Origin of the sequence: Aminobacter sp. BA135 (genome assembly GCF_050859125.1) — a bacterium.
Lineage (GTDB): Bacteria > Pseudomonadota > Alphaproteobacteria > Rhizobiales > Rhizobiaceae > Aminobacter > Aminobacter ciceronei.
The window spans coordinates 4,436,964-4,461,252 of sequence record NZ_CP139572.1 but is presented as its reverse complement, the minus strand read 5'-3'; the positions used below and the strand labels follow the sequence as shown (position 1 = coordinate 4,461,252).

Below are 24,289 nucleotides of genomic sequence, written 5' to 3'. Positions count from 1 at the left end.
AAGCAGTCAAGAACGCGTGCTCTTTCTGCACCTCTTACGACGTTCGTCACCCTTACGGCATGGATCCTAGGGTCAAGCCCTAGGATGACGAATTGGGAGGCCGCGCCCGGCAACAATTCACCACCCAAGCCCGCGGAGACCCCATCCTTCGTCATCCCAGGGCGGAGCAGGAGCGCAGCGCCCGCAGCCCGCGATAGGTGCGTCAGGCCGCCAGGCCGAGCTGGTCGAGCGCCAGGCGGCGGGCGGCGACATAGTCGGTCTTGCCCGAGCCGAGCACCGGGATCTCATGCACCTTGATGATGTCGTGCGGCACCATCAGCTCGGTGGCGCCGGCCTGCCTGCCATGGAGGCGCAACGCCTCGGCATCGGCATTTCCGGCTGTCGTGACCAGCACGATGCGCTCGCCCCGGCGCTTGTCGGGCACGGCGACCGCGGCGTGGCGCTGTTCCGGCCACAGCGCCTGGACCAGCATCTCGACCGCCCCGAGCGACACCATTTCGCCGGCGATCTTGGCGAAACGCTTGGCACGGCCCTTGATGGTGATGAAACCCTCGCGGTCGACGGAGACGATGTCGCCGGTGTCGTGCCAGCCGTCGAGCGGCTGCAGTTCGCCCGGCCGGTCCGATGTCATGTAGCCCATCATCAGATTGGGGCCGGTGAGCCAGAGCTGGCCGCCCTCGGCGACGCCCTCGACCTCTGCGAGGCGCATGCGCATGCCGGGCAGAAGGCGTCCGACGGTGCCGTCACGGCCATGCGTCGCCGTGTTGACGGCAACGACGGGGGCGGCCTCGGTCAGGCCGAAACCCTCGATGATCTCGGCATTGAAACGTGTGCGCCAGACCCGGCGCGTCTCCGCCCTGACAGGCTCGGCCCCGGCGACGACGAAGCGAAGGCTGGAAAAATCGCCGTCCTCGGCGGTGCGGGCATAGGCGGCGAGGAAGGTGTCGGTGCCGAACATGATCGTCGGACGGATCTTGCGCGCGACATCGGGAATGATCTTGTAGTGCAGCGGCGAGGGGTAGAGGAACAGCCTGATGCCGGTCAGAAGCGGCAGGATGGTGCCGCCGGTGAGGCCGAAGGAGTGGAACACCGGCAGCACGTTGAACAGCTTGTCTTTTGGCGAGATGCTGATGCGCGCTTCGGCCTGCATGGCATTGGCGACGAGGTTGCGGTGCGACAGCACCACCGCCTTGGGCGTGCCCTCGGAGCCCGAGGTGAACAGGATGACGGCCGGCTTTGACGCATCCTGTGGCGCAAGCGGCCGCCACCATTGCAGGGCGGCCGTCAGCTTTTCCTGCGTCGTGACGCTGTCGCGCAGCTCTTCCAGCCAGACGATCTTGGCCCCCGCCTGTTCGGCAGCAGTGACGACGTCGCCGAGATCGGCCTTCTGGACGAAGGCGCGTGACGAGACGATGGTCGTGATCGCCGCTGTCTTCACCGCCGAGGCGACATTGGCGGCTCCCGCCGTGTAGTTGATCATCGCAGCGACGCGGCCGGCCGAGATCAGGCCGAGCATGGCAAGCACCACGCCATTGGCGTTGGGCAACAGGATGCCCACGGCTTCGCCCGGTCTCGACATGGCTTCGAAGCGTTGGCCGAGCACGCGCGCGCCAACCAGAAGCTTGCGGTAGCTGAGCGCGCCGCTGACGACATCCTCGACGATCGGCCGCGACGGGCCGTAGCGCCTGGCAGCGTCGACCATCGCGCCGAACACTCCCCTGTCGAGATCGGTGCCGGCAAGGCGGGCCTCGGCGAAGCGGTCGAACAAGGCGTTGGCCGTCGTCGTCTGGCTGTAGCCGGCGCGCTGCAGCAGCTCGGCCATGGTCATCGGGGCAAGGGCTGATATGCGGAGGCGCTGGAACCAGTGGCGCGGCGCCCGTTCGGCCGGCGTCAGCGAAAACGGCAGGTGGCGGGCGCCGCTGACGAAGATCGGCACGATGCGCGCGTCGGCCTGCATGGCGATGCGGGCGACGGCGCGGAACAGCCGGAAGGCTTTGACGTCGGGCTCGACGGTGTCGGGCAGATAGACGGCGAGGCGGCCCTTGCCGCGCAATACACGCACCAGCCGGCGGCTGACGAAGACATGCTCGGCGTTGAAGGCGATGGTGCGGCCAAGCTCGCGCCACGGCTCGAGCCAGAACGCCTGGGCCGAAGCATCGTCGAGGATATGCAGCGTCCGATCGGGCAGCAGCGACAGCATCAGCGCCGGTTCGAGGCGCGACTGGTGTGAAATGACATAGATGACGGGCGCTTCGGCGTCGCGGGCCTGGATCAGCGCGCGGTCCTCGATCCGGTAGATCAGCTTGAGCGGCAGATAGAGCAGCGCCTGGCGGAAGCGGATGCCGCGTCCGTGCATCAAAACGCCTGATGCAAGCATCCATGCCGCAACGAAGCCGAGCACAATTGCACTGGCCAGGACCATGCCGCACCTCCCAATGCACGCGAAGCCCACCGCGCGCATCGAAACTAGACGATGACGGCGCAACGTCAATGCGCGTCGTCATTCCCCACCCCCCTCTGCCATAGAGCCTTGACTTCAGGGCAGGAAAAAGCCGGTCTTGCGACCGGCTTGAAGCTAAGGGACGGGTGGAGGGATGGGGGATGGGGCAACCCGTCCTGAGCCCAACAACGCGGTCGCTGACATTTGGTTCCACTGACATCATGCTTTTTGTGATTATTTTTCGATCGGGCCGGGCAGGGGGCAGTTCTCGCCGGCCGACGGTATCCTTCTGCGCAGCCGGAAGACCAATTGCGCTGTCGGCGAGCGGCGACGATGGGGCCTGATGTGTTCGAACATCTGATTTCGGGCGCAACCAGAACAAGCTGCCCAGCTTTGCCGGATCGCTTGCGGTATTCGGCATGACGTATTGACCGCGACCCTCGCCAAGGCGATGCTCATATTAGACCGTGCTTGTAAGTCCGTGTTTAGTCGCGCCGTTCCTGCCAACTCGAAAAAGGCGACGGAGGCCCTGATGCCCAATACCCTAGACAGACAGTATGTCGAGGATCACCTAGGCGCTCACAATTACGAGTCCTTCGGGCGCAGCATTGTTGCGGCTGTTCTCGAAGAGGCGCTGGAGCAAAAAAGCCGTGACGGCGGAGGAGACCTGAAGTTCAAGGTCGAGACCAAGCTCGAAGCGACATCCTCCGGCTGCACCTGGCTTATCATGATCGTCAATGGCCGGCGGATCCGGATCCATCAGCCACCCATTACCAGCTTCTAGACGTTCTGGCCCGGAAGCGGGCTGCATAAGGCGGCGGCAGGCACCAAGCGGCGCGTCCTGTCGCCAATCGCCACATCGATGCGGTCGTCGCGCCGGTCCGGGCAGCGAAGCAGCCGAGAGACGGAGAACGTGCCCGTGCCGGAGGTCGCGACCGCCGACAGGTCGGGCAGGCGGCTGTGTCCATGCGAGCAAACAGGGCTCTTTCTTCCGCCCGCTCCACAGTCCTCACCCTCACGGAATGAATCCCAGGGGCAGGCCTCTGGGATGACGAAGGGCGCGGGCGTAGCGGGTGGTTCTGGCTTGCCGCGAGCGGCCACCCGCGCTTCGTCAAGAAGGCGTGCCCTTTCCGCCACTCGCCTCCATCCTCACTTCGAGCCGGACAGCCGCGCGGGCGTCGCGCCAGGCGTGCCAGAACACCGCGCCAAGCACGATGGCGCCGCCGACAAGGCTGGCCGTCGGCGGCAGCTCGGCCAGGAACAGCCAGGCGAAGAAGATGCCGAACGGCACCTCGGTCGTGCCGAGCAGGCCCGCCTCCGCTGCCGGAATGCGGCGCGCGCCTTCGGTCCACAGGATGACGGCAAGGGCGAAGGTGAAGCCGAAGAAGACGAGCGGCGCGACGCTCGACCGTGGCACGGTGAGCGGATCGGTCAGAAGCCAGGCCGGGATCACGCCGAGAAAGGCGGAAACGGCCCCGGCCCAGACGACGGAGGCGTTGCGGAACCGCCTGACGAGGGCGGCGTAGACGGCAAACAAGCAGGTCATCAGCAGCGCCAGCGCATCGCCGAAAGCATGGCCGCCGCCGAGCCCGGACCAGACCATGACGGCGACGCCGGCAAGGCAGACGGCCGCCGCCACCGCTGTCTGGCGCCGGAACACCTCGCCGGCGATCAGCCAGGCGAACAAAGCGACGACGAACGGCACGGTGGCGTAGATGACCACGACATTGGCGACATAGGTGTTCTTGAAGGCGGCGATGAAGGCGACGCTGGAGATCGTGCCGAGTACGGCCAGCAGCCAGCCTTGCCAGCCGAGATGCAGGCTTTCACCGCTGCCGTTTCGCCGCCGCCACAGCACATAGGCCGAGATCAGCAGGCCGCCGACCAGCCCGCGCCACGAGGTGATGGTCAGCGGGTCGGCGTCGACGGATTTTGTCAGGATACCGGCAAGGCCGAAGACGGCGGCCGAGGCGGCGACGAGCAGCATGCCGAGGCGGTGCTGTGCTGCGGTTTCGGCTGCTGTCGACATCTCGGCCTCCCAGGCGGTAGCGTAGCCTATCCCGGTGCCACTGACAGCCTGCTGTCAGCAGACCGGCGTGCCGGGACGGCGCGGAACGGGTTCTATCAGGGAGGAAAAGGATGGACGCCGCTGAGCTGAAGGCGCTGCAGGCGCCGATGAAGGATGCCTATCGCGCCGATGCCGGGCGCGCCCTGATCACGCTTCGGGCGCGCGGCGCCGTCGACGAGCAATCGATTTCCTGCAAGATCGACACCGGCAAGGCAATCGTCACCGCCGGGCTGCACCCGGCGACGGGCGGCAGCGGAATGGAGCTGTGCTCGGGCGACATGCTGCTCGAGGCACTGGTCGCCTGCGCCGGCGTGACCCTGAAGGCGGTGGCGACCGCACTCGAGTTCCGCCTCGGCCAGGCAGTGGTCTCGGCCGAGGGCGACCTCGATTTTCGCGGCACGCTGGGCGTCGGAAGGGATGCGCCGGTCGGCTTCCGCGCCATCCGGCTTGCCTTCAAGCTCGACACTGACGAGCCGCAGGAGCGCATCGACGCGCTGATCAAGCTGACCGAACGGTATTGCGTGGTGTTCCAGACGCTGAACGTCCGGCCGCAACTCAGCGTTTCGGCCGAACGCTAGAAGTGCCGCCGTCAGTTGGCGGCGAAGCAGTAGAACAGGCCGTCGCCGCCGGTTCCCTTCAGCGCTTCCTGGCTGCAGCCGCCGCGCGAGGCATGCGACGAGTTCCAGGATTTGGCCGCCGCGGAATCGTCGAGGCCCATGCGGTCGTGATGGCCCATCATCGCCGCACCCTCGGTGCCGTCGAGGGTCCAGTCGCCGCAGGTCTGGTCGGCGATGCGGGTGCCGTCGGGTTTGGAACCGGTCAATATATCGTGCTTGTTGGGCTGGTCGCCGCGGCCATTGATGGTGTTGCCCTTCTCGTCGAGGGCGGTTTCCTTGTTGATGTTGTTGGCGTCGCTGTGCAGCGACGCCACGTCGTCGGCAATCTTCTGGCCCTTGGCGTTGACCCATGGTCCCTTGCCGATGCGGTCCTTGGCATCGGCGTCCTTGGTCGAGAGATAGGCATGCCAGGTCTTGCCGGTCGAGCCGGCGGCCTCGGCCAGGCTCTGGCAATGGGCGTCGGCGCCAGCCAGGCCGCCGAGATTGGCGCCCTTGCCGAGGCCGCTGCTGGTGACGAAGAAACTCATCGTGTCGTCCTGCGCGCTGGCCGCCGACAGGCCTGACAACAGCAGCGCAGACATCAGAAGAATGCGTTTCATCGAGTGGTCCTCCCTCATTTTCTTGATTTGAGGGCCGCAAAACTAGGACTGGCCGAATTCACCGGCCAATCACGCTTGCGTGTCGCTACATCGGCCAGACCAGCATCAGCATCGGCACGGCAACGATGATGACCAGCAGCGACAGCGGCAGGCCGAGCCGCGGGTAGTCGGAGAATTTGTAGCCGCCGGGACCCATGACAAGGGTGTTGCACTGATGGCCGATGGGGGTGAGGAAATCGCAGCCGGCGCCGATCGCCACCGCCATCAGGAAGGCTTCGGGGCGGAAGCCCAGCGTGGTGGCGAACCCTGCCGCGATCGGTGCGACGACAAGCACGGTTGCGGCATTGTTGAGGAACGGCGTGACCGCCATCGCCACGACCATGATCAGCGTCAGCGCCCCGGCAGGCGGCAGCGTCGAGGCAAATTCGGCGAGCCAGGCCGAGATGATGTCGGTGGCGCCGGTCCGTCGCAGCGAGTCGCTGACCGGGATCAGAGCGGCGAGCATCACCAGGATCGGGCCGTCGATGGCGCCATAGACCTCGCGCAGCGGGATGACGCGGAACAGCACCATGGCGACAGCGGCGGTGAAGAAGGCGAGCGGCACCGGCAAAAGGCCAAGGGCGGTGGCGCCCATCGCGGCAACCAGGATGGCGAGCGGGACGATGCCGCGCCTGAAACTGCCGAGCAGGATCGGGCGTTCGGCCAAGGGCAGGCAGCCGAGTTCGCGCAATATGTCGGGCATCGTCTGCGGGTTGCCCTGCAGCACGACGACGTCGCCGAGGCGCAGGATGACGGCGCCGAGCCGCTCCTGGATGCGTTCGCCCTTGCGGCTGACGGCGAGCAGGTTGACGTTGAACCGGTCATAGAGCGCCAGGCGCTGCGCCGAGCCGCCGATCAGGGTCGAGGTTTCGCCGATGATCGCCTCGACGGCGGTGGCTGCGTGCTTGCCGCCGGCGGAATCGCGGCTGCCGGTGACGCTGAGCTTGGCCTGGGTGACGATGCGGTCGAGCGCCTCGGGCGCGCCTTCGATCAAAAGGATGTCGCCCTCGCGCAGCACGACATCGGGGAACGGCGTCACATGCAGCGCGCGCGAACGCAGGATCGAGGTCACCACGGCGCGGCTGCCGCCGAGCTTCAGCAATTCGGCCAGCGTCTTGCCGACGACGGTGGAGTCGGCGACCAGGCGCGCCTCGGTGACGTAGTTGTTGACGTCGAGCGCCTCGTGGATCGAGGCCGAGGCGCGGGTGCGGATCGGCAGCAGCCAGTAGAACAGAACCAGGAAGACGAGGCCGGAGGCGGCAAGTGCAGCACCCACCGGAGTGAAGTCGAACATCGAGAAGGCTTCGCCGGTCATGTCCTGGCGCACGCGCGACACCACGATGTTGGGCGAGGTGCCGACCAGCGTCATCAGCCCGCCGAGCAGCGAACCGAAGGCCATCGGCATCAGGAAAACCGAGGGCGAGGTGTTGGAGCGGCGGGCGAACTGGTAGGCGATGGGGATCATGATCGCCAGCGCGCCGATGTTCTTGACGAAAGCCGAGAGGATGGTGACGATGATCACCAAAAGCGCCAGTTGCGCCCTGACGCTCGAGACGTCGGGGGCGAAGCGCTGGATTGCATATTCCATGATGCCCGAGCGCGCGACGCCGGCGCTGACCAGAAGCGCCGAACCGACGATGATGACGATGTCGTCGCTGAAGCCGCTGAAGGCCTCGGCCTGGGGCACGATGCCGATCGCAACGGCTGCGATCAATGCGCCGCAGGCGACGAGGTCGTAGCGAAACCGGCCCCAGACGAATGCCGCCATCATCAGCGCAATGACGGCGAAGGACATCAACTGGTCGGTGGTCATGCGGCCGATGTCCCCCACATTTTTGCATAGAGCGCCCTGGCGGGCGCCTGGCTTGGCATAGAGCGCCCGCGAGAGCGCGGGAACCACTTCCATTCCACGCATCACTGCGATGCGGTCAAGCTCCGGTCAACGCGACGGCGGCAACATCGTTGCCTCGATCGCGGCGTTGCCGCTGAGATGTGTCGCCAAACAGATGGCGTCAGGCCGGCTTCTGGTGCGAAACCCAGCGCTGCTCGCGGATCTGGTAGATCTCGCCGGTGCGGGTCAGGGCGGGGTCGACCATGCCAAGGATGTGGCGCGCTGTCTCAGACGGATGGGTGACGGTTGCCGGATCCTCGCCGGGCACGGCCAGCGCGCGCATCGCGGTGCGGCTGGTGCCGGGGTCGAAGATGTTGACGCGCAAGGCGGTGTTTTTGGTCTCGTCGGCCCAGGAGCGGGCGAGCGCCTCGACGGCGGCCTTGGAGGCGGCATAAGGCGCCCAGAAGGCGCGCGCCGAATGGGCCGAGCCGGAGCTGACGATGACGGCGCGGCCGGCATCCGACTTGCGCAGCAGCGGATCGACCGAGCGGATCAGGCGCCAGGTGCCGGTGACGTTGACGGCCATGACCTTGTCGAAGACCTTGGCCTCGACATGGCCGATGGGGGCGATGACGCCGAGCACGGCGGCATTGGCGACCAGAATGTCGAGCTTGCCCCAGCGGTCGTTGATCGAGCTGCCGAGGCGGTCGATGCCGGCCATGTCGGTGAGGTCGAGCGGCACCAGCGTCGCCTGGCCGCCTGAAGCCTTGATCTCGTCGTCGAGCTCTTCCAGCCCGCCGACCGTGCGTGCCACGGCAATGACATGGGCACCCGCCGCGGCAAGCTGCTTGGCCGTGTTGTAGCCGATGCCGCGCGATGCGCCGGTGACGAGCGCGATGCGGCCGGAGAGGTCGGGTGTGGTTGTCATCATGGCATCCAGTTCGATCTTGTCGGTCCGCAGCCTGATAGGACGATTTTGTCCCGAACAAAACCCCACGCGTCCGGAATGGATGCCGCAGGCGCCGGCGGCGGGCCTTATTTCTCGCCGTCGCCCTATTTCCTGCCGACGATGTCGGGAATGCCGGCAGGTATCCGTCCTAGGGTATGAAACATCCCCTGGAGGAGGACATGATGGGCAGAAGCGTTGCAATCCTCGTGGCCAGACTGATCTTCGCCGGCGCCTTCGGCATGGCGGCCTTGTTCAAATTTGCCGGAATGACCGAGACCGCCGCCTACATCTCGGCCGCCGGCTTTCCTTTTGCCTTGCCATTGGCCTGGCTGGCGGCCTTTTTCGAACTCGGGCTGGTGCTCGCCTTCCTGACCGGCGCGTTCTTCTCAGAGGCGGCCCTGTTGGCCGGCGCCTATGTCGTCTTCCTGGCCTTCGCCTTCCACGGCCCGTCGCACTGGCAGGGCAACCCAGCCGAATTCGGCTTCTTCGTCGATCACTTCACCTTCCTGGCCGGACTGCTTTACGCAGCCGTCCACGGTCCGGGCGAGCGGCTCGCGCTGCGGCAAGGCTTGATCTGGAAGGACAAGGCTGCTTCCGCGCATTGACGCGGAAGCATGCTGAGGGTGCTGCTGCTACAGTCCGCCGGTGGCCAGAAGCGACAGCGAGCGCACATTGTCGGTGCCTTCGAGGTCGGCCAGGCGGGTCGGGTACTGGCCGGAGAAGCAGGCATCGCAATATTGCGGCTGCTCGTCATTGCGGCTTGCCTCGCCGACGGCGCGGTAGAGACCGTTCATCGACAGGAAGCCGAGCGAGTCGACGCGGATGAATTCGGCCATTTCCTCGATCGTCATGCGCGAGGCCAGCAGCTTCGACTTTTCCGGCGTGTCGACGCCGTAGAAGCAGGAGGCGCGGGTCGGCGGCGAGGCGATGCGCATATGCACCTCCTTGGCACCGGCATCGCGCACCATCTGCACGATCTTCTGGCTGGTGGTGCCGCGGACGATGGAATCGTCGACCAGCACGATGCGCTTGCCTTCGATCATGCGGCGGTTGGCATTGTGCTTCAGCTTGACGCCCATGTGGCGGATGGAATCGCCGGGCGAGATGAAGGTGCGGCCGACATAGTGGTTGCGGATGATGCCCAGCTCGAAGGGGAGGCCGGCGGCTTGCGAGAAGCCGATCGCTGCCGGCGTGCCCGAATCCGGCACCGGCACGACGATGTCGGCGTCGACGGGGCTTTCGAGCGCCAGTTCCGCGCCGATGCGCTTGCGCACGTCATAGACGTTGCGGCCTTCGACCGAAGAATCGGGACGGGCGAAATAGACATATTCGAAGATGCAGAAGCGCGGCTTCTGTGGCTCGAACGGGAAGATGCTCTCGATGCCCTTGGAGGTGACGATGACCATCTCGCCGGGCTTGAGGTCGCGCACGAAACGCGCGCCGATGATGTCGAGCGCGCAGGTCTCGGAGGCGAGGATCCAGGCGCCGTCGAGATCGCCGAGCACCAGCGGGCGGATGCCGAGCGGATCGCGGCAGCCGATCATCTTCTTCGACGACAGCGCGACCAGCGAGAAGGCACCCTCGACCTGGCGCACCGCATCGATGAAGCGCGCATTGAGGTCGCGTTCCTTCGAGGTGGCGACGAGATGCAGGATGGTTTCGGTGTCGGAGGTCGAGGAGAAGATCGAGCCCTGCTTCTGCAGCGCGCGCTGCACCGTCATCGCATTGGTCAGGTTGCCGTTATGCGCGACTGCGAAGCCGCCATCGGCGAGTTCGGCGAAGAAAGGCTGGATGTTGCGGACGCCGGCGCCGCCCGTCGTGGCGTAGCGGGTGTGGCCGATGGCGCGGTTGCCCTTGAGGCTGTCGATGACGCGCTGCTTGGTGAAGGTGTCGCCGATCAGGCCGACATGGCGCTCGACGTGGAACTGGCTGCCGTCATAGCTGACGATGCCGGCGGCCTCCTGGCCGCGATGCTGGAGCGCATGCAGCCCCAGCGTGACGATTGCCGCGGCGTCCTGTCGGCCAAAAATGCCGAACACGCCGCATTCGTCGTGGAAATGATCATCGGCTTCCGCGGAAAGCACGTCAGCTGCGTCTGCCATCGGGGGCGGCCTCTTCTAGCAAAAACGCTATATAGTGCGATGAGGCGGCAAGGGCAACGCGCCATCCCGCCTCAGGCGCAATCAGTTGTTGGTCGGTGCCGGCTCAGCCGGCGCCTCGCCTTCGGCAGGCGCCTCGGCAGGCGGCGTGGTGGCGCCGGCTTCCGGTTCGCCGGTCTGCGAATTGAGCTTCTTGAGGATCGAATTCTCGGGATCCTCGGGCAGAAGGTTCTCGATCGAGGTGCCGATGCTCTCGAGCAGCGGCCGCGACTTCGCCTCCGCGACCCAGGCCGGCGCGTTGGAGCCGACCAGCCAGTTGAAGAACAAAAGGCCGACGGCCACCACCAGGATGCCGCGGGCGGCACCGTAGAGGAAGCCGAGCGTGCGATCGAGCGCGCCGATGCGGCTGTCGATGATGAAATCGGCGATCTTCATGGTGATGATGGTGACGACGATCAGCGCGATGACAAAGACGATGCCGGCGGCAGCCGCCATGGCGATCTTTTCGTTGTCGATATAGGGCTGAACGTAAGGCACGACAGGCTTGTAGAAGAAGAAGGCGGCAGCGGCGGCAGCGGCCCATGAGGCGACCGACAGCACTTCGCGGGAAAAGCCGCGCACCATGGCGAGCATCGCCGAGACCAGGGTGAAGCCGACAAGAATTCCGTCAAGCAGCGTAATCGGCATCGTGTCCACTCACTCCATGGCGACGGTTTCAGTCCGTCTCTTCCGCGCGGCTTCGTCTTGAGCCGGCTATCCGCGCCACCAGATCCGCGAGTGCGGTCGGCTGGAACGAACCGGCTCCGATTCCACCTGCGAGCTCCCCACTGCCGGAGGGCAGCACGGCCCTTCCGAAGCCCAACTTTTCGGCCTCTTTAAGGCGTTGCTGCGCATGCGCAACCGGCCTCACGGCGCCAGAAAGGCTGATTTCGCCGAAATAGACGCAATCAGCAGGCAGGGCAATACCGGTGAGCGATGAAACCAGTGCGGAAGCCACGGCCAGATCGGCCGCCGGCTCCGAGATGCGGTAGCCGCCGGCGACGTTGAGATAGACGTCGTGCTGGCCGAAACGCACGCCGCAATGCGCCTCGAGCACGGCGAGGATCATCGACAGCCGCGACGAATCCCAGCCGACGACGGCACGGCGCGGCGTGCCCAGGCTGGAGGCGGCGACAAGCGCCTGGATCTCGACAAGCACCGGTCGCGTGCCTTCGATGGCGGCAAAGACCGCGGCTCCCGGCGCCTTGGAATGGCGTTCGCCGAGGAACAGCTCGGACGGGTTGGCGACCTCGCGCAGGCCCTTGTCGGACATTTCGAAGACGCCGATCTCGTCGGTCGGGCCGAAGCGGTTCTTGACCGTGCGCAGGATGCGGAAATGGTGGCCGCCTTCGCCCTCGAAATAGAGCACGCCGTCGACCATGTGCTCGACGACGCGGGGGCCGGCGATCTGGCCTTCCTTGGTGACATGGCCGACGAGCACCACCGCAGCCCCGGTCGACTTGGCATAGCGGATCATCGCCTGGGACGCCGCCCGCACCTGGGTGACGGTACCAGGCGCCGAATCGGCGAGGTCGGTCCACAAGGTCTGGATCGAATCGATGATGACGAGGTCCGGCCGCTTGCCGTCGGCGATGGTGGCGAGAATGTCCTCGACATTGGTCTCGGCGGCGAGTTCGACCGGTGTCGAGGCGACGCCGAGGCGCTGGGCGCGCAGCCTGATCTGGGCAACGGCTTCTTCGCCCGAGACATAGACGACGCGGTGGCCGCGCGCGGCCAGTGCCGCCGCCGCCTGGGTCAACAGCGTCGACTTGCCGATGCCGGGATCGCCGCCGATGAGCAGCGCCGAGCCGCGGACGAAGCCGCCGCCGGTGGCGCGGTCGAGTTCGCCGATGCCCGAGACGATGCGCGGCGCATCCTCGATGTCGCCGTCGAGCGAGGTCAGCGTGACGGCGCGGCCCTTGCGTGCGCTCTTGAGCGAGCCGGGACCGCTGCCGATGCCGCCTGCCGTGCCTTCCTCGACCAGCGTGTTCCACTCGCCGCAGGAATCGCACTTGCCAGCCCAGCGCTGATGCGCGGCACCGCAGTTCTGGCAGATGAATTGAACGCGGGCTTTAGCCATGGAGGGGGTGCCTTTCGGAAGAATGGAAAGGCAGAGTACTACGTTGCCCCCCTCTGTCCTGCCACCGTCGCCAATGACGAGCGCTAGCTCTGGCATGCGTTACTCTTCCCCGAACCTGTCCGGCAGATGATGCTCGGGCGCGAGGTCGAAGAAGCGGGTGAATTCGCCCTGGAAGCCGAGGCTGACGGTGCCGGTGGGGCCGTGACGCTGCTTGGCGACGATGACTTCGGCCTTGCCGCGCACGTCGTTCATGTTGGCTTCCCACTGCAGGTATTCGTCGGTGCCGGGCTTCGGCTCCTTGTTCTTGAGGTAATATTCCTCGCGGTAGACGAAGATCACGACGTCGGCGTCCTGCTCGATCGAGCCCGATTCACGAAGATCGGAGAGCTGCGGGCGCTTGTCGTCGCGGCTTTCGACCTGACGCGACAGCTGCGACAGCGCGATGATCGGAACGTTGAGCTCCTTGGCCAGCGCCTTGAGGCCGGTGGTGATCTCGGTGATTTCCTGGACGCGGTTCTGCGAAGCCTTGGCGGACGAACCCTGCATCAGCTGGATATAGTCGATGATGATCAGGTCGAGGCCGCGCTGGCGCTTCAGGCGGCGGGCGCGTGCCGCGAGCTGGGCGATGGAGATACCGCCGGTCGAGTCGATGAACAGCGGGATCTTCTGCAGCGTCTGGGTGCAGCTGACCAGCTTTTCGAAGTCGGCCTCGGTGAGATCGCCGCGGCGGATCTTGGAGGAGGGCACCTCGGCCTGCTCTGATATAATACGGGTGGCGAGCTGCTCGGACGACATTTCGAGCGAGAAGAAGCCGACCACGCCGCCGTTTTCGGCCTTGAACGAACCGTCCGCCTGCTGTGCCGGCACATAGGCATGGGCGACGTTGAAGGCGATGTTGGTGACCAGCGAGGTCTTGCCCATGCCCGGGCGGCCGGCGAGCACGATCAAGTCGGAGGATTGCAGGCCGCCCATGCGTGCGTCGAGGTCGTGCAGGCCGGAGGCGACGCCGGAAAGATGGCCGTCGCGCATATAGGCGGCACTTGCCATGTCGATGGCCGTCTTGACCGCATCGGAGAAGCTTTCGAAGCCGCCGTCGTAGCGGCCGGTTTCGGCGAGCTCGAACAGGCGGCGTTCGGCGTCCTCGATCTGCTCGGCCGGCGACATGTCGACGGGTGCGTCATAGGCGATGTTGACCATGTCCTCGCCGACGGTGATCAGCGCCCGGCGGGTGGCCAGGTCATAGACGGCGCGGCCATAGTCGGAGGCGTTGATGACGGTCACCGCGTTGGCGGCAAGGGCAACGAGATATTGCATGACCGTCATGTCGCCGACCTTCTCGTCGGCCGGCAGGAAGGTTTTCAGCGTCACCGGGTTCGCCATCTTGCCCATGCGGATGAGCTCGGCGGAAACCTCGAAGATCTTGCGATGCAGCGGATCGTAGAAGTGGGTGGATTTGAGGAAGTCGGAGACGCGGTAGAAGGCATCGTTGTTGACCAGCATCGCGCCGAGCAGGGCCTGTTCAGCCTCGATGTTGTTGGGGGCTTCCCTGTAGAGCGGGCTTGCTTCCGCCACTTCGAATTTGCGCGCTGCCTCTGCCAATGTCGTCCCCGTCGCTGAACCAGATACTCCCGTAGCAGAGTCCGATATCGAAGTGCTGGCTCAATCTGCTTTAGCTGGGTTTCAAGGCCAGTTTGCTCAAGAATTCACAGGCTGGGCGAAACCATCCACAGGACATGAGTCCTACTGCCGGAATCAATTTGACTGTTGCCGAATCCTACCCCGTACAAGTCGGCAAGACCATCGAATCCTTAGGATCAGGCGCCGCGCGGCGCAAGCAGGATGACCGAGGCGCCGAGGATGCAGATGACGGCGCCGATCATGTCCCAGCGGTCGGGGCGGATGCCCTCGGCGAGCCAAAGCCAGGCCAGCGACGCTGCGATGTAGATGCCGCCATAAGCGGCGTAAGTGCGGCCGGCGGCGTCGGCATCGACCAGGGCCAGCAGCCAGCCGAAGGCGATGAGCGCGGCGACGCCGGGGATCAGCCACAGCGCCGACTTGTCGAGCCGCCACCAGGCCCAGAAGGCAAAGCAGCCGGCGATCTCGGCAAGGGCTGCCAGGACGTAGATGGCATAGGTCATCGAGGAAACCCTGGGGTCATGAAAAAAGCCCGGCTCATGGCGAGACGGGCTTTTTCCTATGGCAGACGCATGAGGCGCAAGGGCCAGGCGTGGTTGCCATGCTATTCCTTGTCGGCAACCTTCCTGCGGCGGCCGACCTTTCCAGCTCCAGCCTGGGCGGCTTCGGCCTTGGCGGCAGGTTGAGACTTGGCGGCAAGTTGAGCCTTGGCTGCAGGCTGGGCGGCAGGTTTGTCCTCGGCGCCGAGCTTCGCCTGCCGGTGCCCCATCTCGTGCATGGCCAGCGCCTTCTCGCATTTGCCGATATAGTCGCGGGTCAGCGGCAGCGTGTCGTTGCGGTGGCTGAGCTGGATCTGGAACACCATCAGGTCCTGCCAGCGGAAGGCAGCCTCGGACGCCGCGAGATAGAACTCCCACATCCGGCAGAAGCGCTCGTCATAGATCGCCTTGGCCTTGTCTCGGTTGGCCTGGAAACGCAGGCTCCAGTGCCGCAGCGTCTCGGCATAATGCAGCCTGAGAATCTCGACGTCGGTGACCATCAGGCCGGCCTTTTCGATCGCCGGCAGCACTTCCGACAGCGCCGGAATGTAGCCGCCGGGGAAGATGTGCTTGCGGATGAAGGCGCTTGTCGAGGCCGGCGGGCCGGCGCGGCCGATCGAATGCAGCACCATGACGCCGTCTGGTTTCAGCCGCTTGGCGACATTGTCGAAGAAGGTGCGGTAGTGGTTGACGCCGACATGCTCGAACATGCCGACCGAGACGATGCGGTCGAAACGCTCGACCAGGTCGCGATAGTCCCTGATTTCGAAATGGACCCGGTTTTCCAGCCCCTCGGCCTGGGCGCGCTCGGTGGCAACCGCATGCTGCTCGGTCGACAGCGTCACGCCGAGCACCTGCGCCTCGAAGGTGCGGGCGAGGTAGAGCCCGAGCCCGCCCCAGCCGGAACCGATGTCGAGCACGGACTGGCCCGGCCTCAGCCGCATCTTGGCAGCGATATGCGCCTTCTTGGCGATCTGGGCTTCTTCCAGCGTCATTTCGGGCTCGGCGAAATAGGCGCAGGAATATTGCATGTCGGTGTCGAGGAAGAGCCGGTAGAGCTCGCCCGACAGGTCGTAGTGGCGCTGCACGTTGCGCTTGGAGCGGGCTGTGGTGTTGACCTGCTGGAAGCGGCGGAAGGCGAGCCGCAGGTTGTCCAGCGCCTTGGTCCAGGCGGTGTCGATGCTGCCATTGCCGAGGTTCTGGAACACCACCCGCATCAGCCCGAGCACGTCGCCGCCGACGATGTCGACATCGCCGTCCATATAGGCCTCGGGCAGAGCCAGCATCGGGTCGAGCGTGATGGCGCTTTCGGCACGCCGCGTCTTGATCAGCAGGTGGACAGGGTCGCCCGTGTCATCGCCGAAACGGTGCGATCGACCGTTGGGGCCGGTGACTGTCAGATTGCCGGTGCGCACAAGCTTCCCGACGATGCGTTGCAACAACATGTTCATGGCGTGCTCGCGAAAAGGTCAGTCGTATGGTCCTTCTCAAAATAGGAGCGACGCTGCCAAGTTCCACGCCTGGCACAAAAAAAGCCCGGATGTCGCCATCCGGGCTTGGTCCAGAAAACCGGCCGGAAGACCGGCCGGTAAACTCGGATCGGGACAGAAGGCTCAGATCAGCCTTCGTCGCCTTCGCCGTCTTCGTTCGGATCAAAGAAGCTGTCCGGACGGGCGTTTTCGTTGATGTCGTCGCCATAGATGGCTTCGGCGGTGGTCAGCGTCTCGCCCTTCGACTGGCGCTCGGCTTCGTCGGCCGTGCGTGCGATGTTCAGCGTGATGGTGACTTCGACTTCGGCGTGCAGCGCGATCGCCACGTTGGTCAGGCCGATGGTCTTGATCGGCTGGTTGAGCTCGACCTGGTTGCGGGCGATCGTGAAGCCTTCGGCGATCAGCAGATCAGCGATGTCGCGGGTCGAGACCGAACCGTAGAGCTGGCCGGTTTCACCAGCCGAACGCACGATGATGAACGACTTGCCGTCGAGCTTGTCGGCGACCTGCTGGGCTTCCGACTTGCGCTCGAGGTTGCGGGCTTCGAGCTGGGCGCGCTGGCCTTCGAACTTCTTCTTGTTGGCTTCGTTGGCGCGGAGCGCCTTGCCCTTGGGCAGAAGGAAGTTACGGGCAAAGCCGTCCTTGACCTTGACGGTGTCGCCCATCTGGCCGAGGCGGGAAATGCGTTCGAGGAGAATGACGTCCATTGTCCTTGTCCTTTCGTTGGCTGCGGAGGCAGCGGTCGTTGGCTGCAAAGGCAGCTGAAAAATTCAACGGGCAAGGAAGCAATGAGGGCGTTGCCGCCGGTTTCGCTGTCCTGCCTGTCGCGGCAGTTAGGATTTCCCTTAGAAATCCAACCCGGGATTTTGAAATTTAACCCGCCACGCCCGTCGCAGCAGGAAAAATTCCGGCCCGGGGCGGATGCCGCCGGGCCGGAACCGAAATCACTTCACCACGTAGGGCAGCAGGCCGAGGAAGCGGGCGCGCTTGATCGCCTGGGCGAGTTCACGCTGCTTCTTCTGGCTGACGGCGGTGATGCGCGAAGGAACGATCTTGCCGCGCTCGGAAATGTAGCGCTGCAGCAGACGCACGTCCTTGTAGTCGATCTTCGGGGCGTTGGCGCCGGAGAACGGGCAGGTCTTGCGACGACGGTGGAAAGGACGACGGGTCGGGATCTGGTTGATGTCGACCATTATTCTGCACCCCCTTCAACACCTTCGCGCGGACGGCGCGGGCCACGATCACCACCGCCATCGCGGTCGCCGAAGCTGCGCGGACCACGGTCGCCGCGGTCGCCGAAGCTGCGCTGCGGACGGTCGCCGAAGCCACCGCGCTCGCCACGCTCGGAGCGCTCTTCGCGCTTCTGCATCATGGCGGAGACGCCTTCTTCATGCGCCTCGACCTTGACGGTCATGAAACGCAGGATGTCTTCGGACAGGCCCTGCTGGCGCTCGACTTCCTTGACGGCAGCCGACGGCGCGGTGATGTCCATCAGCGTGTAATACGCCTTGCGGTTCTTGTTGATGCGGTAGGTGAGGGACTTCAGTCCCCAGTTCTCGACCCGGCCAACCGATCCGCCTGCTGCAGTGATGATGCCCTTGTAGTGTTCGACAAGTGCATCGACCTGCTGCTGCGAGAGGTCCTGGCGGGCAAGAAACACATGTTCATAAAGAGCCATAGTTTTTGCCTTTCTTCGTTTCCATCTTCCGGTCCCGGCGGCTAGAGCCTCTGCGACTTCCCTGATCCTTCGAGGGCCATTGGCCACCTCGGGAGAAGAAAGGTGCACGACGAGACGGTCGAGAGCGGAGACACGGGAGGCGGAAGCGTTTTCGCTTCACACGGCGGCTTTCAAGAAAGCCTCCGGCCCTCCGTTCAGCCCCCAGCTGGGACCGGCAGATGGCGGGCGTCTACATGCTAAGGTGAGCCAAGGCAAGGGGGAAGGCCGAGATTCCCTGAGAAATCGGGCTTTTGCGCCCGATTTCGATGCTCAGCCGGAGGCTTCCGGGAAGAGAAACCGGCCTTTTCAAGCCGGTTTTGGCTCAGCCGAATGCCTCGTCCCGGAGGAACAGCGGCGACCGCGTGCGGTTGGCGACGACCTTGTCGACGGTCTCGGGGAAGAAGCCCTTGGCGCCGCGGCGCTTGCCGAACATCATGTCATATTGCAGCCAGCGGAAATCGCGGATCGCCGGGTCGAGTTCCTTCTGGCGCGACCAGTCGAACACCGATTGGCCCTGTCGCGGCATCAGCATGTTGCGGTCGACGACGCGGTAGCGGTCATGCAGGTCGCCGAGGAAGCCGGTGTAGTAGGGGTGGCTGATGCCGGCGGTCTCGAGCACGTGCAGCGGCAGGAAGGCCGGGCTGATCGAGCCGATGTCGCGCGCAGCACCGGTGCGGTTCGACCACACCACCAAAGGCGTCTCGTGCTGCACCAGCATCTCGTCGATCGGCGCCTTGCGCTTGGCGACCGGCTCTTTCATGAAACCGGTCTCGACATAGACGGGGCCGAGCGGCGGCAGGTGGTCGCCGAAGAAGGCAATGACCGTCGGGCGTTCACGCTTGCTGGCCCAGTCCATCAGCCGCTTCAGGCCACGGTCGGCATCGGACGCACCCTCGGCATAGGTCAGGATCGAATCGCGCGTCCACTGCGAGGTCGGCGCATCGACCTTGTGGGTGGTGTCGCTGTAGCGGTTCGGCTCATAGGGGCCGTGGCTCTGCAGCGAGACCGCGAACATGAAGAAGGGATGATCGGTGGCGTCGGCTTCGCGGATGATCTCTTCGGTCAATGCCGCGTCCGAGACCAGCGGGCCGCGCTTGGCGAGCAGCGGCAGGTTCTCTTCCGACATGAACTTGTCGAAACCGAAGGCCTTGTAGACCGGCGCGCGGTTCCAGAACCAGCCGCCGAAGGGATGGATGGCCTTGGTGTCGTAACCTTCGCTCTTGAAGAAGGTGGCAAGCGAAGGCACCGGCGCGCGGACATATTGCTGGTAGGGGATCGAGCCGGCCGGCAGGAAGGCATTGGAGAAGCCGGTCAGCGCCTCGAACTCGACATTGGCGGTCATGCCGCCGAATTCGGGCGAAAAGACATGGCCGGACTGCGATGCGCGCACGTTGGGGATCGGGTCGGGCGTGATCGAAACGCCGGGCAGGCGTGACGGATCCCAGAAGGATTCGCTCATCACGATGATGACGTCGGGCTTTTCCTCGGGCAGCACCGCAGCGGCCTTTTCGGGGGCGGCGATGGCGTCGATGGCCTTGTCGGAATAGCCCTGCGGCGCCTTGACCTTGGCCATCGGCACGTTGAGCGCAAAAGCGATGGCAAAGCCGTTGGAGGCGTAGTTTTCCTTCTGGTCCCACATCATCGGGATGATCTGCAGGCGGTCGCGCGTCCACGAGAAGGTGGCGTAGTCCATGATCGAGACGAAGAAGGCCAGTGCCGGAAGGGCGATCGCCAGGCGCGACATGCGCGCCCAGAACGACAGCGCCGGCATGCGGCGGCGCCAGTAGCGCCAGGCAAGCACCAGAAGCGTGATGCCGCCGACCAGGCCGACAGCAATGCCTGCGCCGGCAAGCGGCCGCTCGCGGACAAGAAGCGGCATCAGTTCGACGATCTGGCGGGCGTAAAGGAAATCGGTCGGGTAGAGCGGATCGCCGAGATAGAGCGACTTCTGGTGGCCGACAAAGGCCAGCGCCAGCGCCACGGGTGCGACGACCAGAAGGCCGTTGTAGGGCCGGCCGAGCAGCGCGTCGAAACCGATGATCAGCAGCGCAAACAGCGCGACCGTGGTCCAGCTCGGCTTGAACGGCTGCTGGAAGAAGTTCAGCGTGTCGACGAAGGAGCCGCGGGCGACGAACTCGATGGCGAAGACGAGGACGGCCGAGACGGCAAGCGTGATCATCACCGAGCGCAGCACGCCGAGCGCATAGGCACGCCGGCTGAGTGCTTCAGCCTCGTTCTCCTCGTCGCGGGCGACGGTTTTGCCTGTCGCGAACAGCTTTGCCAACTCAACTTCCTCGAACGCTGGACGGCGGCGTCACGCAACCGTCACGAAACTGTCATCGAAAACCTAGCGCATATGGCAAAATTGAGAAGGATGGGGCAAACAAAACGTTTTTCGCATTAATTCTCTGTGATTATTTGCCCCGGAGGGGTGCCAAAGCCCTCAAGGCTTGACTTGACGGTATCCATTGCGCCAGAGGCACAACGATATGGCGCGCAGCCGGTTCCAACGACGTCCGGCGCAGCACCTCGTGATATGTCTGCCCGTCCACCCGAAAAACCGATTCCGGTTCGGGTCGATGCGGCAAGTAGCCAGGAGACTGACATGGCCGTTGCATTCACTTTTCCGGGGCAGGGCAGCCAGGCCGTCGGCATGGGCAAGGAACTGGCCGATGCCTTTCCGGAAGCACGCCGCGTCTTCGAGGAAGTCGACGACGCGCTCGGTGAAAAGCTGTCGCAGCTGATCTGGGAGGGGCCCGAGGAGACGCTGACCTTGACCGCCAACGCCCAGCCGGCGCTGATGGCGGTGTCGATGGCGGCGTTCCGGGCGCTGGAAGCCCGCGGCCTGTCGCTCAAGGACAAGGTGTCCTACGTCGCCGGCCACTCGCTCGGCGAATATTCGGCCCTTGCCGCCGCCGGTTTCGTCTCGGTCGCTGACGCCGCACGCCTGCTGCGCATCCGTGGCAACGCCATGCAGGCGGCGGTGCCGGCAGGGCAGGGCGCGATGGCTGCGATCATCGGCCTCGAGCAGGGCGACGTCGACGCCGCCTGCATCGAGGCAGCACAAGGCTCGGTCTGCCAGATCGCCAATGACAATGGCGGCGGCCAGCTGGTCATTTCGGGCGAGAAGGCAGCGGTCGAGCGTGCCGCGGCCCTTTGCACCGCCAAGGGCGCCAAGCGCGCGCTGATGCTGCAGGTCTCCGCCCCCTTCCATTCGGCGCTGATGGCGCCCGCTGCCGAGAAGATGCGCGAGGCGCTGGCCGGGGTGAAGAAGAACGTGCCGGTCGTGCCGGTCGTGGCCAATGTCACCGTCCAGCCGATCACCGATCCGGAAGAGATCGCCGCCCGCCTCGTCGAGCAGGTCACCGGTCGTGTCCGCTGGGCCGAGACCGTCGAGTGGTTCGGCAACAACGGCGTCACCACGCTTTATGAAGTGGGCGCCGGCAAGGTGCTGTCGGGCCTCGCCCGCCGCATCAACAAGGAGATCGCGACCGCTGCCGTCAACACGCCGGCCGATGTCGAGGCGGCGATTGCCGCGCTCGCCTGAACGTTTCAAACGACCCCACCCGTGTGAAGGGTGCGCTCTTCAAGGAAGGTAGCAAAATGCTCGATCTGACCGGCCGCAAGGCACTCGTCACCGGTGCATCCGGCGGCATCGGCGAAGAAATCGCCCGCATCCTGCACAAGCAGGGCGCCATCGTCGGCCTGCACGGCACCCGCATCGAAAAGCTCGAGGCGCTCGCCGGCGAACTCGGTGACCGGGTCAAGCTGTTCCCGGCCAATCTCGCCGACCGCGACGAGGTCAAGGCGCTGGGCCAGAAGGCCGAGGCCGAGCTCGAAGGCGTCGACATCCTGGTCAACAATGCCGGCATCACCAAGGACGGCCTGTTCGTGCGCATGTCGGATGCCGACTGGGACCAGGTCATCGAGATCAACCTGACCGCGATGTTCCGCCTGACGCGTGAATTGACCCATCCGATGATGCGCCGCCGCCATGGCCGCATCATCAACATCACCTCGGTCGTCGGCGTCACCGGCAACCCCGGCCAGACCAATTACTGCGCTTCCAAGGCCGGCATGATCGGCTTCTCCAAGTCGCTGGCCCAGGAGATCGCCACCCGCAACATCACCGTCAACTGCGTTGCCCCGGGCTTCATCGAATCGGCGATGACCGAGAAGCTCAACGACAAGCAGAAAGAGGCGATCATGGCCGCGATCCCGGCCAAGCGCATGGGCACCGGCAAGGAAATTGCCTCGGCGGTCGCCTATCTCGCCTCCGACGAGGCGGCCTACGTCACCGGCCAGACGATCCACGTCAATGGCGGCATGGCAATGATCTGATTTGGGATCTGATTGGGGATCTGATTGGGCAATTGGCCGGGATAACCGGGCCTTTTGCCTTGGACGCGGTGAATTTTTCGTGTATTGCCGCGCTCCATCAGGTGGCCAGGACGAAACCCGACCGCCGCCCGAGCGCTTGGGAAAGCGTAGATTACAGCTTGATTAGCGGCAATCCGCCCGCTAACGAAGACCTAACAACACCAGACTGAGGATGCCCACATGAGTGACACCGCAGAGCGCGTCAAGAAGATCGTCATCGAACATCTTGGCGTCGACGCCGACAAGGTGACGGAAGCTGCGAGCTTCATCGACGATCTGGGCGCGGACAGCCTCGACACGGTCGAGCTCGTCATGGCTTTCGAAGAAGAATTCGGCGTCGAGATCCCCGACGACGCGGCCGAGACCATCCTCACCGTTGGCGACGCCGTGAAGTACATCGACAAGGCTTCGGCCTGAGCGATCGCGAATTGTCAGGGATGCCTGCGATGAGGCGTGTGGTCGTCACAGGCCTTGGCCTGCTTTCACCGTTCGGCATGGGCTACGAGCACGGCTGGAAAGAGCTTCTTTCCGGCCGCAGCGCAGCCCGTCGGATCACGGAGTTCGAGGTCGACGACCTCGCCTGCAAGATCGCCAATGTCATCCCTCGCGGCGACGGCTCCAACAACAGCTTCAATCCCGAAGCGGTCCTTGAACCCAAGGAACTGCGCAAGATCGGCGACTTCATCCTCTACGGGATCGCGGCCGCCGACGAGGCATTGAAGGATTCGGGTTGGACGCCAAAGACGCCGGACGAACAGAATTCGACCGGCGTCATGATCGGCTCGGGCATCGGCGGCATTGACGGCATCGCCGAAAATGCCCTGATCCTCAAGGAACGCGGCCCGCGCCGCATCAGCCCCTTCTTCATTCCGGGCCAGATCATCAATCTGGTCTCCGGCCAGGTGTCGATCCGGCACGGGCTCAAGGGCCCGAACCATGCCGTGGTCACCGCCTGCTCGACCGGCGCGCACGCCATTGGCGATGCCGCCCGCCTGATCATGTTCGGCGATGCCGACGTGATGGTGGCCGGTGGCGCCGAAGCGCCGGTGACACGCCTGTCGCTGGCCGGCTTTGCCGCCTGCAAGGCGCTCTCCACCGATCGCAACGACGATCCCGAAAAGGCTTCGCGCCCCTATGACCGCGACCGTGACGGCTTCGTCATGGGCGAGGGTGCCGGTGTCGTCGTCCTCGAAGAGCTCGAACATGCCAAGGCGCGCGGCGCGAAGATCTACGCCGAAGTGGTCGGCTACGGCCTGACCGGCGATGCCCATCACATCACGGCTCCCGCCGAGGATGGCGACGGCGCCTTCCGCTGCATGACGGCCGCCCTCAAGCGCGCCAATCTGACGCCGGCCGACATCGACTACATCAACGCCCATGGCACCTCGACCATGGCCGATACGATCGAACTCGGCGCCGTCGAGCGTCTCGTCGGCAACGCCGCCTCCAAGGTGTCGATGTCGTCGACCAAGTCGTCGATCGGTCACCTCTTGGGTGCTGCCGGTGCGGCCGAGGCGATCTTCTCGATCCTCGCCATCCGCGACAACATCGTGCCGGCGACGATCAACCTCGACAATCCGGAGCGCGAGACGGCCATCGATCTGGTGCCGAACACGCCGCGCAAGCGGCAGGTCGACGTCGCTTTGTCGAACTCCTTCGGCTTCGGCGGCACCAACGCCTCGCTGGTGTTCCAGCGCTTCAACGGCTGATAGGTTGTGGGAAGGGGCCCCTCGCGGGCCCTTTGCCGTGATTTTTGCCACATTCAAG

General features: G+C 64.9%; 22 protein-coding genes. 7 read left to right on the top strand and 15 right to left on the bottom strand.

The features are described from left to right. Window positions 1-202 precede the first annotated feature (202 nt). Window positions 203-2,422: an AMP-binding protein gene (locus tag SLT36_RS21755; RefSeq protein ID WP_432284386.1), complete on the bottom strand. Its 2,220-nt coding sequence runs from the start codon at window positions 2,420-2,422 to the stop codon at window positions 203-205. Window positions 2,423-2,972: 550 nt separating this feature from the next. Here SLT36_RS21755 and SLT36_RS21750 point away from each other — a divergent pair. Then, on the top strand, window positions 2,973-3,224 hold the full coding sequence (locus tag SLT36_RS21750) for a hypothetical protein (protein WP_432284385.1): 252 nt from the start codon (window positions 2,973-2,975) through the stop codon (window positions 3,222-3,224). Between the two features lie 327 nt (window positions 3,225-3,551). On the opposite strand, the gene SLT36_RS21745 is transcribed toward SLT36_RS21750, so the two are convergent. After that, on the bottom strand, window positions 3,552-4,469 hold the full coding sequence (locus SLT36_RS21745; protein ID WP_432284384.1) for a DMT family transporter: 918 nt from the start codon (window positions 4,467-4,469) through the stop codon (window positions 3,552-3,554). A 110-nt stretch (window positions 4,470-4,579) separates the two neighbouring features. On the opposite strand from SLT36_RS21745, the gene SLT36_RS21740 reads away from it, so the two are divergent. After that, the gene (locus SLT36_RS21740; RefSeq protein WP_432284383.1) at window positions 4,580-5,086 is read left to right on the top strand and encodes an OsmC family protein; all 507 of its coding nucleotides are present in this window, start codon (window positions 4,580-4,582) and stop codon (window positions 5,084-5,086) included. An 11-nt stretch (window positions 5,087-5,097) separates the two neighbouring features. On the opposite strand, the gene SLT36_RS21735 is transcribed toward SLT36_RS21740, so the two are convergent. The 3 genes from SLT36_RS21735 to SLT36_RS21725 form a co-directional block, all read right to left on the bottom strand. Then, window positions 5,098-5,724, bottom strand: coding sequence for a hypothetical protein (locus SLT36_RS21735; protein ID WP_432284382.1), 627 nt, complete (start codon window positions 5,722-5,724; stop codon window positions 5,098-5,100). An 85-nt stretch (window positions 5,725-5,809) separates the two neighbouring features. Beyond that, window positions 5,810-7,576, bottom strand: a complete 1,767-nt coding sequence (locus SLT36_RS21730; RefSeq protein WP_432288431.1) for an SLC13 family permease — start codon at window positions 7,574-7,576, stop codon at window positions 5,810-5,812. A gap of 199 nt (window positions 7,577-7,775) precedes the next feature. Continuing rightward, a complete protein-coding gene (locus tag SLT36_RS21725; protein WP_432284381.1) occupies window positions 7,776-8,522 on the bottom strand; it encodes an SDR family NAD(P)-dependent oxidoreductase in 747 nt (248 codons plus the stop codon). Between the two features lie 203 nt (window positions 8,523-8,725). On the opposite strand from SLT36_RS21725, the gene SLT36_RS21720 reads away from it, so the two are divergent. Further along, a complete protein-coding gene (locus tag SLT36_RS21720; RefSeq protein WP_067966855.1) occupies window positions 8,726-9,148 on the top strand; it encodes a DoxX family protein in 423 nt (140 codons plus the stop codon). A gap of 27 nt (window positions 9,149-9,175) precedes the next feature. On the opposite strand, the gene purF is transcribed toward SLT36_RS21720, so the two are convergent. The 10 genes from purF to SLT36_RS21670 form a co-directional block, all read right to left on the bottom strand. Further along, window positions 9,176-10,645, bottom strand: a complete 1,470-nt coding sequence (purF, locus tag SLT36_RS21715) for an amidophosphoribosyltransferase (RefSeq protein WP_182574415.1) — start codon at window positions 10,643-10,645, stop codon at window positions 9,176-9,178. Window positions 10,646-10,726: 81 nt separating this feature from the next. After that, on the bottom strand, window positions 10,727-11,329 hold the full coding sequence (locus SLT36_RS21710; RefSeq protein WP_432284380.1) for a CvpA family protein: 603 nt from the start codon (window positions 11,327-11,329) through the stop codon (window positions 10,727-10,729). 28 nt (window positions 11,330-11,357) lie between these two features. After that, the gene (radA, locus tag SLT36_RS21705; RefSeq protein WP_067964089.1) at window positions 11,358-12,761 is read right to left on the bottom strand and encodes a DNA repair protein RadA; all 1,404 of its coding nucleotides are present in this window, start codon (window positions 12,759-12,761) and stop codon (window positions 11,358-11,360) included. A gap of 99 nt (window positions 12,762-12,860) precedes the next feature. Next, window positions 12,861-14,360, bottom strand: a complete 1,500-nt coding sequence (locus SLT36_RS21700; RefSeq protein ID WP_432284379.1) for a replicative DNA helicase — start codon at window positions 14,358-14,360, stop codon at window positions 12,861-12,863. A 215-nt stretch (window positions 14,361-14,575) separates the two neighbouring features. Continuing rightward, entirely contained in the window at window positions 14,576-14,899 is a 324-nt protein-coding gene (locus SLT36_RS21695; protein WP_432284378.1) for a YnfA family protein, read from the bottom strand. 101 nt (window positions 14,900-15,000) lie between these two features. Beyond that, the gene (locus SLT36_RS21690; RefSeq protein WP_432284377.1) at window positions 15,001-16,386 is read right to left on the bottom strand and encodes a class I SAM-dependent methyltransferase; all 1,386 of its coding nucleotides are present in this window, start codon (window positions 16,384-16,386) and stop codon (window positions 15,001-15,003) included. 167 nt (window positions 16,387-16,553) lie between these two features. Next, a complete protein-coding gene (gene rplI, locus SLT36_RS21685; protein ID WP_310324657.1) occupies window positions 16,554-17,132 on the bottom strand; it encodes a 50S ribosomal protein L9 in 579 nt (192 codons plus the stop codon). A 237-nt stretch (window positions 17,133-17,369) separates the two neighbouring features. Continuing rightward, window positions 17,370-17,618: a 30S ribosomal protein S18 gene (gene rpsR, locus SLT36_RS21680; protein WP_018427106.1), complete on the bottom strand. Its 249-nt coding sequence runs from the start codon at window positions 17,616-17,618 to the stop codon at window positions 17,370-17,372. After that, window positions 17,618-18,103, bottom strand: coding sequence for a 30S ribosomal protein S6 (gene rpsF, locus SLT36_RS21675; RefSeq protein WP_432284376.1), 486 nt, complete (start codon window positions 18,101-18,103; stop codon window positions 17,618-17,620). Before rpsF ends, rpsR begins: the two co-directional genes overlap by 1 nt. 361 nt (window positions 18,104-18,464) lie before the next feature. Continuing rightward, entirely contained in the window at window positions 18,465-20,321 is a 1,857-nt protein-coding gene (locus SLT36_RS21670; RefSeq protein ID WP_432288429.1) for an LTA synthase family protein, read from the bottom strand. Between the two features lie 426 nt (window positions 20,322-20,747). On the opposite strand from SLT36_RS21670, the gene fabD reads away from it, so the two are divergent. The 4 genes from fabD to fabF all read left to right on the top strand — a co-directional run bounded on the left by fabD (window position 20,748) and on the right by fabF (window position 24,231). After that, window positions 20,748-21,689: an ACP S-malonyltransferase gene (gene fabD, locus SLT36_RS21665; RefSeq protein WP_432284375.1), complete on the top strand. Its 942-nt coding sequence runs from the start codon at window positions 20,748-20,750 to the stop codon at window positions 21,687-21,689. 56 nt (window positions 21,690-21,745) lie between these two features. Further along, a complete protein-coding gene (gene fabG, locus SLT36_RS21660) occupies window positions 21,746-22,483 on the top strand; it encodes a 3-oxoacyl-[acyl-carrier-protein] reductase (RefSeq protein WP_432284374.1) in 738 nt (245 codons plus the stop codon). 219 nt (window positions 22,484-22,702) lie between these two features. After that, window positions 22,703-22,939 carry an acyl carrier protein gene (locus tag SLT36_RS21655; RefSeq protein WP_055978681.1) on the top strand — a complete coding sequence of 79 codons (237 nt, stop codon included), beginning with the start codon at window positions 22,703-22,705 and terminating at the stop codon, window positions 22,937-22,939. Between the two features lie 29 nt (window positions 22,940-22,968). After that, window positions 22,969-24,231 (top strand): beta-ketoacyl-ACP synthase II, encoded by a 1,263-nt coding sequence (fabF, locus tag SLT36_RS21650; RefSeq protein ID WP_432284373.1) that lies wholly within the window; start codon window positions 22,969-22,971, stop codon window positions 24,229-24,231. Window positions 24,232-24,289 lie beyond the last annotated feature (58 nt).